The sequence below is a fragment of the Nocardiopsis halotolerans DSM 44410 genome (genome assembly GCF_000341065.1).
GTDB lineage: Bacteria > Actinomycetota > Actinomycetes > Streptosporangiales > Streptosporangiaceae > Nocardiopsis > Nocardiopsis halotolerans.
Window position 1 is genome coordinate 42,271 of the sequence record NZ_ANAX01000212.1, and the last position, 8,497, is coordinate 50,767.

Here is an 8,497-nt window from a genome sequence, read left to right on the forward strand (position 1 = left end):
GACCGCGGGAGGGCCCGGGAAAACCCTTTGCCCCGGTCCGGGGCGTGCGCCTAGCATCGTCGGGCTGGATTCACGGACGACCCGGGGGGGACGACCCCGGACAGGGACGGGTGGGTATGCCCCGGATCGCGCCGAGCGCGCCTCACAACCACACGGGCCTCGGCCGTACCCGGACCCCGGGTTCCTGACGCGGTCACGCCCCTTCCGTCGAGAAGCGCTCGGCCTGCTCCCTGCTGTGTTCACACCACTTCCGGCAAGGAGTTCCACCGGGTGTCCACCAACGATTCCCGCGGCCGTTCCGGCCACCGTCCCGATTCCGTCTCACGTACCGGTTCCTTCGGCTGCGTGCGCTGCGGTCTGACCGTGTCCTCCCTCGACCCCGGGGGGAACCGGCGCGACCACTGCCCGAGCTGCCTGAGTTCGCGCCACGTCCTCGACCAGGTCGCGGGCGGCTCCTCCGACTGCGGCGGGCGCATGGTCCCCGTCTCCATCGCGGTCCTGCGCGGCGGGGCCTGGAGGCTCATCCACCGCTGCACCATGTGCGACGAGATGTCCGAGAGCGCCGTCTCCCCGGACGACAACCACCTCGTCCTCATGCGGATCGCGGTCCGGCCGCTCGCCGACCCGCCCTTCCCGCTCGACCTGTTCGGGGAGGTGTGAACGTGGGCCGACGCAACGCGCGTGCCGGACGACGGCCGCAGCGACCCAAGACCGTCGTGCACGCCCGCCGCGAGGCGGGCGGCGCGGGCTCGTTCCGCTGTGTCCGGTGCCGTCTGGAGGTTCCCGTCAACGCGCCGGGGACGGCCCACCGCAACCACTGTCCGCACTGCCTGACCAGCCTGCACGTGGACCTGCGCGTCCCAGGTGACCGCGCGTCCGGGTGCCGTGGCGCGATGGACGCGCTGAGCATGGCGGCCCGTCCGGACGGCGAGTGGATGATCGTCCACCGGTGCGTGCGGTGCGGGGAGCTGGGCTCGAACCGGGTGGCGGGGGACGACAACGTCCGCGCCCTGGTCCGGCTGGCGGTCCGGCCCCTGTCCGCGGGGGCCGGCGCGGTGGCCAGGCGGGCGCTGATCAGCCTGTAGGAAGGACCGCGACGGCACGCGACCGGCCGGGATCCCGGGTCCGGTCCCCCCGGGCCGAAGGCTGGAGTACCCCCGGTGGGGCGGAAGGGGACGGCGTCCCCTTCCGCCCCACCGCCACGGAGCTCCGGGGCCGGCGGGCCGGGTTTCGACGCGCGGCTCCCCCGGGCAGTCCCGTGACCCGGGGTTTCGCCTAGTGTTGGCGGTGTGAGTGAGGAAGTGTCCCCTGACCGGCTCCGCGCCTCCGACACCGACCGCGCACGGGTGCTGCGGGTCCTGCGCGAGGCCGTCGGCGACGGACGTCTGGACCTGGAGGAGTTCGAGGAGCGCTCCTCCCTCGTGCAGGAGGCCCGTACCCTCGGCGAACTGCCCGCGGTCACCGCCGACCTCCTGCCCGCCGAGCGGCAGCCCATCCGTCTGGCCCGGCAGCCGGTGCTGGGCGTGTTCGGCAGCGCCGAGCGCAGGGGCCGCTGGGTGGCCTACCCCGACGAGCTGGCGGTGGCCTTCGTCGGGCGGGTCGAGGTGGACATGCGCGAGGCGCTCCTGATGCGCAACCACCACCGGATGACGGTGACCGCGATCCTGGGCCGGGTGGAGATCGACGTCCCCGAGGGGGTCGAGGTACGGCTGACCGGCTGGTCGTTCCTGGGCATGCGCACCACCACCGCCCGCCGCTCCGAACTGCCCAATCCTCCGGTGCTGGAGATCGGCGGGTTCTCCCTGTTCGGCATGGTGCGCGTGCGCTCGCCCCGGCGACGACGCCTCCTGGGATGGCGGCGCGGTGAGCGCCGACGCGGTATCGGGGCCTGAGGGCGGCGGTCCGCGGTCACGGGAAGGCCGTGCCCGTGGGCGGTCGGGCCCCGTCGGGAATCGGCCGCGTACCCTCCGGACGGGTTGGCGTCCCCCACGACGAGCGGCGGTGGCCCGCGGCGGAGCGCGGCGGCGCGCCGCGCTGTCAACATGATGCGCGCAACACCGTCAACGCCGGGTGAGGTGGCCGTGTGTCCTGGTGCGTCTGGCAATCTGGGGCTCACAGGTTTTCCCAGGAGAGATGGGTTGCAATGAGCGAGTTCCGTATCGAGCACGACTCGATGGGCGAGGTCAGGGTTCCTGCCGAGGCCAAGTGGAGGGCCCAGACGCAGCGTGCCGTCGAGAACTTCCCGATCTCGGGGCAGGGCCTCGAGGGCGCGCACATCGCCGCTCTCGGCCAGATCAAGGCCGCCGCCGCCAAGGTGAACGCCGAGCTCGGCGTCATCGGCGACGACCTCGGCAAGGCCATCCGCGAGGCCGCCCTGGAGGTCGCGGAGGGCCGCTGGAACGACGAGTTCCCGATCGACGTCTTCCAGACCGGTTCGGGCACCTCCAGCAACATGAACACCAACGAGGTCGTGGCGACGCTGGCCACCGAGCGCCTCGGCGCTCCCGTGCACCCCAACGACCACGTCAACGCGTCGCAGTCCTCCAACGACGTGTTCCCCTCCTCCATCCACATCGCCGCCACCTCGGCCGTCCAGAACGACCTGGTCCCGGCGCTGCGGCACCTGGAGGAGGAGCTGAGCCGCAAGGCCACCGAGTTCGCCTCCGTGGTCAAGAGCGGCCGGACCCACCTGATGGACGCCACCCCGGTCACCCTGGGCCAGGAGTTCGCCGGGTACGCCGCCCAGGTGCGTCACGGCGTGGAGCGCCTGGAGGCCGTCCTGCCGCGCGTGGCCGAACTGCCGCTGGGCGGCACCGCCGTGGGCACCGGCATCAACACCCCCGAGGGTTTCTCCGCCAGGGTCATCGCCGAGATCGCCGAGCACACCGGCCTGCCGCTGACCGAGGCCCGCGACCACTTCGAGGCGCAGGGCGCCCGCGACGGCCTGGTCGAGCTCTCCGGCCAGCTGCGGACCATCGCGGTCGGCTTCGCCAAGATCGCCAACGACATCCGCTGGATGGGCTCCGGCCCGACCACGGGTCTGGGTGAGATCCTCCTGCCCGACCTCCAGCCGGGCTCCTCGATCATGCCGGGCAAGGTCAACCCGGTGCTGTGCGAGGCCATGCTCCAGGTGACGTCGCAGGTCGTCGGCAACGACGCCGCGGTGGCGTTCGGCGGCGCGAGCGGCAACTTCGAGCTGAACGTGCAGCTGCCGATGATCGCCCGCAACGTGCTGGAGTCGGTCCGTCTGCTCGCCAACGTCTCGCGCGTGTTCGCGGACCGCTGCGTGTCCGGGATCGAGGCCGACACCGATCAGTGCCGCGTCTACGCCGAGTCCTCCCCGTCGATCGTCACGCCGCTCAACCGGTACATCGGTTACGAGGAGGCCGCCAAGGTCGCCAAGCAGTCACTGAAGGAGAAGAAGACCATCCGCCAGGTGGTCATCGAGCGCGGCTACGTCCAGGACGGCAAGCTCACCGAGGAGCAGCTGGACACGGCCCTCGACGTGCTGGGGATGACCAACTCCCGTTAGACCGGTCCGCTCCGGTCACCGACGGCCACGGGGCACCCCGCGCGCGCGGGGTGCCCCGCCTTGTGTCGTGGCGGGGGGGGGNCGTGCGGAGACACCGCCCGTGGTGGGGGCGCGTCGGTCCCGGGTGGGGGCGGGCCGGCCCGTGTGGGGCGGCGTCCGATGCGCGTGGGAGAGTGGGACCGGCCCACGGAGGAGAGCGCGCGGTGTCCGCGTGCGGATCGCGGTTGTGTCTCACTCGCCTCCTCCGCGCCTCCCCCAGGAACCTTCCGCGCGCGGAAGGCGTCCGACATTCTTGAACAGAGCACCCCGAAAGCCCGCCTTCGAGAGGGCAGTACATGTCGAGCAACAGCGACAGTGAACGCATCGTCGCGGACCGCTACGTCTTGCGCCGCGAACTCGGACGCGGTGGTATGGGGGTGGTCTGGGAGGCCTTCGACCCGGCCCTGGACCGCGTCGTCGCGATCAAGCAGGTGCTCCTCCCCGACCACTTCACCGACTCCGAGCGCGCGGACGCGCACGGCCGGGTCCGGCGCGAGGCACGCTCCGCGGCACGGATCAGCCACCCCACGGTCATCACCATCCACGACGTCTTCGAGTACGACGGCAACCCCTGGGTCGTCATGGAGCTGGTCGAGGGCGGTTCCCTCCAGGACCACCTCAACGAGCACGGTGTCCTGCCCGTGGACGAGGTCGCCCGGATCGCCGAGTCCCTGCTCAGGGCCGTGCGGGCCGCGAACGCCGCCGGTGTCCTGCACCGCGACATCAAGCCGGGCAACATCATGATGTCCGCGGACGACCGGGTGATCCTCACCGACTTCGGCATCGCCACGATGGAGGGCGGACCGAGCATCACCCGTACCGGCGCGCTCATCGGCTCCCCCGAGTACATGCCGCCCGAGCGCCTGGAGGGCGGCCCGGCCGAGCACAGGGGCGACCTGTGGAGCATCGGTGTGACGCTGTTCGCGGCGGTGGAGGGCGTCTCCCCGTTCCGCCGGGACAGCCTCACGGCGGCGATCGCGGCGGTGATCTCCGCTCCGCTGCCGCCGATGAAGCGCGCCGGGTGGCTGGAACCGGTCATCGCGGGCCTGCTGGAACGCGACCCGGACCGCAGGATGAACGTGGAGGAGGCGCTGGCGCTGCTGCACGAGCGCGGCGGGGCGGGTGCCGCTGGCACCGCCTCGGGGTTCGGCGGCGACGGCGACAACGGTGGTTTCGGTGCCGCAGGTGCCGCCGCGGGGTTCGACAGCGGTCCGCACACCGCTCCGGGCGTCAGCGGTCCGCAGAGCGCCCACCACGCGCCGGGTGGCGGGCACCCCGGGACGGGCGGGTACCCCAACACGCGGACTCCGCTGCCGCAGGGACCGCCGACGGGCCCGTCGGGGCCGAACATGCCGCCCGCCGGGCCGATCGGTCCCCACGGCCCCGGCGGTTCCCACCGGCCGCCGAACCCGGTGACGCCGGGGACGCCGTTCCCGCCCAGCGGGGGACACGGCGCGGGACCCGCCTACCGCCACCAGCCGATGTACTCCGGGGGGCCGGGAGGGCCGGGCGGTCCCGGTTCCTCCACGGGACCGGTCCACTCGGGCGGGCACGGCGGCTCGCGGTCGGGTTCGGGGACCACCAAGGTCCTGCTCGGCGTGGGCGCGGGCGCCGTGGCCCTGGTCCTCATCTCCGCGGCCCTGTTCACGGGGGTCCTGCTCTCGGCCAACGGCGAGGAGATGGCGGGCCCGACCGTGGCGGGAGACAGCTCCGAGAGCGCCATGCCCCCGGTCGACCCCTCCCCCTCGGCGGGCGGGAACGACGGTAACGCGGGGACCGGCAGCGCTGGCGATGGTGCGGAGAACGGCGGTCAGGAGGAGAACGGCGGGGACGACGGTGAACCGCCGTCCTACGACGATCTGGAGACCTTCCGGTCGCAGTGGTTCGACGTGGACTACCCCTCGGGCTGGCAGGTGAACGACGAGGAGATCGAGAACACGCTGGTGGCCTTCGTCGCGCCCGGCAACAACCACCAGGTGTGGGTGAGCGGTTGGAGCGACGAGACCTTCACCGGGACGAGCGCCGACTACCTGGAGCAGACCAACGGCGGCACCGACGTCGAGGGTGACGTCACGACCGACTACACGCAGTTGGAGCTGGAGGAACTCGGTGACGGTGACCTCGGCGAGGGCTGGGACGTCGCGCTCGTGGAGGCCGACTTCACCAACGAGGAGTGGTCCGACCCGGAGCGACGCTTCTGGGTCTACGCGGCCAGCACGGAGCGCGAGGGGACCCGGGTGTTCTACCTGGTCAGCGTGAACGTTCCGCGTGCGCACGCGGACTCCTACGAGGACCTGCACGAGGACGTCATGAGCACCTTCGCCCCGAAGCTCTGAGGGAGCGGGAAGGTGTTCGGGAATCCAGGCGCGGGGCCCGTTGCTTGGCCAGGAAGAGATGGCCGTCGCGGACGCGGAACGCGCTGCGGGTGTAGTGCGCCGACTGACGCCCGGTGCGGGACCTGGACCTCGGGTACTTCGCACGCCCGGCGGAGAAGTTCGCGAACGCCGCATGCTGAACGCCGACTCCGGGGTCTTCTTCCCCCAGTCAGCGCGGCGTCGGTCTGCTTGTGGGAGGTCTTCTCGCCGCGCTGGTGGTAGGCGGTGTGGCGCTCGGCCAGCGTCCTGTTCCACACCAGGCGCACACATCCGAACGTGCGGCCCGGTCGGGCCTGCTGTCCGGGGTCCGGGTAGGCCCGGCGCTCGTACGCCGTCCGCATGCACGCGAGGTTACAGAGGGCTGACTGTAGGAGTGAGGTGTTCTCCGGAGGACGCCCCGGCGTGACCGCCGGGGCGTCCTCCGGGAGGCAGAGGTGAACAGCGGTCCCGCCTTAGTGGAGGTCGCGGATCCGCCTCGGGACGGGTCAGTATCCGCCGGTGGCCTGGGACTGGGCCCAGGCCCCACAGGGAGTGCCGTAGCGGCCCTTGATGTAGTCGATGCCCCACGCGATCTGGGTGGCGGGGTTGGTCCGCCAGTCACCACCGTGGGAGGCCATCTTGTCGCCCGGCAGGGACTGCGGGATGCCGTACGCACCCGAACTGGGGTTCTCCGCCATGGGGTTCCAGTTGCTCTCCTTCTCCCACAGGGGTTCCAGGCAGTCGTGGAACTCACTGGCGGGCCACCCCTCGGCCAGGACCATGTCCAGGGCGAGGGCCCTGGGGTCCCCGGTGAAGGCGGGCGCCTCCGCCTCCTCCTCTTCCTCCTTCTCCTCCTCGATGTCGCTTCCCTCGGTCCGGGCCGTCATGACCCCGCTTCCGAGGGCCGCGTCACGCTGCTCCCGAGCCTGCTCGCGCAGGGACTGGATCTCTTCCTGGGACAACTGCTCGGAGAAGAAGGTCGCCTCTCCGGCTTCGGTGTCGGCGGCGGGTTGCTCGACCTCCGGCACGGCCGCACTGGCCGCCATGTCCGGATCGGCACCGTCGTCCGCGATCGCGGAGACGGCGAGGGTCGCACCCGCGACGAGGGTCGCCGCACCGACCGTCGCCGTACTCCGCAGCGACATTCGGTTGATGAGCACGGTTGCCTTTCCCAAGAGGGGGTTACTGGCAGGGAAAGGACCATTAATACCAGTTGTTGGCCTGGGAGTGGGACCACGCGCCACAGGGGTTTCCGTAGCGGCCCTCGATGTAGTCGAGGCCCCACGCGATCTGGGTGGCGGGGTTGGTCCGCCAGTCGTCACCGTGGGAGGCCATCTTGTCGCCCGGTAGGGCCTGCGGGATGCCGTACGCACCCGAACTGGGGTTCTCCGCCGTGTGATCCCAGTTGCTCTCCTTCTCCCACAGGGGTTCCAGGCAGTCGTGGAACTCACTGGCGGGCCAGCCCTGGTCCAGGACCATCTGGAGGGCGATCTCCCTGGGCGAGCCGGAGGGGGCCGAGGAGGTCGAGCCGCTCCCGGAGGAGTCGGAACCACCGCCGGACGAGTCGTCCTCGGTGGCCTCGGGCTCGGGTTCGGGTTCCGGTTCGGGAACCTCGCTGCCCGTTCCGCTCTCGGCCTGGACGGCCTGGTCCACCGCCGCGCGGGCCTGCTCCAGGCTCTCCGCGCGCTGGTCCTCCAACTCCTGCGCGCTCTGCCCGCCCTGCTCGGGCGGCGTCGCGAAGAAGTCGTCGGCCTTGTCGTCGCCGTTTCCTCCTCCCGCCGCATGCTGGTCGGGGAGGACCGCGGCGGAGGAGAGCCGCTCGGGCTCGACCGCGTCGCTCTGCGCGAACGCGCCGATCGAGAACGTACCGCCCGCGACGAGGGCGGCGGCGCCGATGGCACCCGCATGGCGCAGTGAGAACAGGTTGAGTGGCAAGATCGCCCTTTCGCGTAGACGCACACGCGTTCCACGGGATCTGCGTGTGTTGGAGTTCGCCGCCGCTGACCACGTGGCCCGGGGTGTGCGCGCGAGGGAAGGGCTCTGCCGTTCGACCGACCGCGGCGCGGGCCCTCACGTGGGAGGGGATGTTCGTGCAGCGGGTTCAGACTGCACCATCGTCACGATGAAGTAACACCAGATTTACTATGTCTTGGGTCACATCACGGAATGAATCCGAAATGCACCCTTCTGACCTGCGGTGCGACACGGAGAGTCAAGGGTGAGTCAAGTCGCTCCCGCCTGTGGGCGGTGCCTCGGAGACCTCCGAGGGGAGACGCGGGTCACCGGACGCGGTGTTTCTGAGTACCCGTACGGATGTGCGCGGGCGGCGCCGGAGCACATGATGGCGCCATGAACGCCCATGGATCCCCGCCGTCCCCCGCGGGCCGCCGGCTCCGGTGCCCGGACTGCCACGCCCCGCTCCCCGCACGGCCGCGGGCCTGCCCGCGGTGCGAACTCCTGCTCGTCGGCGACACCGCCCAGCGCCTGTGGGACATCGACACCGAGCTCGCGCTGCTCGACGGCCGTCGGCGGAGCCTGCGCGGCGAGCGGGCCAGCGTCGTGGAACGGCTGG

At 71.6% G+C, this 8,497-nt stretch carries 9 protein-coding genes; 6 read left to right on the forward strand and 3 right to left on the reverse strand.

What is annotated here, in order from left to right:
* Positions 1-270: 270 nt before the first annotated feature.
* The 5 genes from D455_RS0116530 (at position 271) to D455_RS0116550 (ending at position 5,907) form a co-directional block, all read left to right on the forward strand.
* Positions 271-660, forward strand: coding sequence for an RNHCP domain-containing protein (locus tag D455_RS0116530; protein ID WP_017571827.1), 390 nt, complete (start codon positions 271-273; stop codon positions 658-660).
* Positions 657-1,085 carry an RNHCP domain-containing protein gene (locus D455_RS0116535; RefSeq protein WP_017571828.1) on the forward strand — a complete coding sequence of 143 codons (429 nt, stop codon included), beginning with the start codon at positions 657-659 and terminating at the stop codon, positions 1,083-1,085. The genes D455_RS0116530 and D455_RS0116535 overlap by 4 nt, the downstream gene beginning before the upstream one ends.
* A 216-nt stretch (positions 1,086-1,301) precedes the next feature.
* Positions 1,302-1,892 carry a DUF1707 SHOCT-like domain-containing protein gene (locus tag D455_RS0116540; RefSeq protein ID WP_017571829.1) on the forward strand — a complete coding sequence of 197 codons (591 nt, stop codon included), beginning with the start codon at positions 1,302-1,304 and terminating at the stop codon, positions 1,890-1,892.
* A gap of 251 nt (positions 1,893-2,143) precedes the next feature.
* Positions 2,144-3,532 (forward strand): class II fumarate hydratase, encoded by a 1,389-nt coding sequence (locus D455_RS0116545; RefSeq protein WP_017571830.1) that lies wholly within the window; start codon positions 2,144-2,146, stop codon positions 3,530-3,532.
* A gap of 335 nt (positions 3,533-3,867) precedes the next feature.
* On the forward strand, positions 3,868-5,907 hold the full coding sequence (locus tag D455_RS0116550) for a serine/threonine-protein kinase (RefSeq protein ID WP_026122692.1): 2,040 nt from the start codon (positions 3,868-3,870) through the stop codon (positions 5,905-5,907).
* Here D455_RS0116550 and D455_RS33035 read toward each other — a convergent pair.
* From D455_RS33035 to D455_RS0116560, 3 genes are all read right to left on the reverse strand, one after another.
* On the reverse strand, positions 5,856-6,287 hold the full coding sequence (locus tag D455_RS33035; RefSeq protein WP_394296644.1) for a helix-turn-helix domain-containing protein: 432 nt from the start codon (positions 6,285-6,287) through the stop codon (positions 5,856-5,858). The genes D455_RS0116550 and D455_RS33035 overlap by 52 nt on opposite strands.
* A gap of 144 nt (positions 6,288-6,431) precedes the next feature.
* On the reverse strand, positions 6,432-7,070 hold the full coding sequence (locus tag D455_RS0116555) for an aggregation-promoting factor C-terminal-like domain-containing protein (protein WP_026122693.1): 639 nt from the start codon (positions 7,068-7,070) through the stop codon (positions 6,432-6,434).
* Positions 7,071-7,128: 58 nt separating this feature from the next.
* Entirely contained in the window at positions 7,129-7,860 is a 732-nt protein-coding gene (locus D455_RS0116560) for an aggregation-promoting factor C-terminal-like domain-containing protein (RefSeq protein ID WP_017571832.1), read from the reverse strand.
* Between the two features lie 414 nt (positions 7,861-8,274).
* Here D455_RS0116560 and D455_RS0116565 point away from each other — a divergent pair.
* Positions 8,275-8,497, forward strand: a 223-nt coding sequence (locus D455_RS0116565; protein ID WP_026122694.1) for a hypothetical protein, incomplete at its 3' end; no start/stop codon positions are given.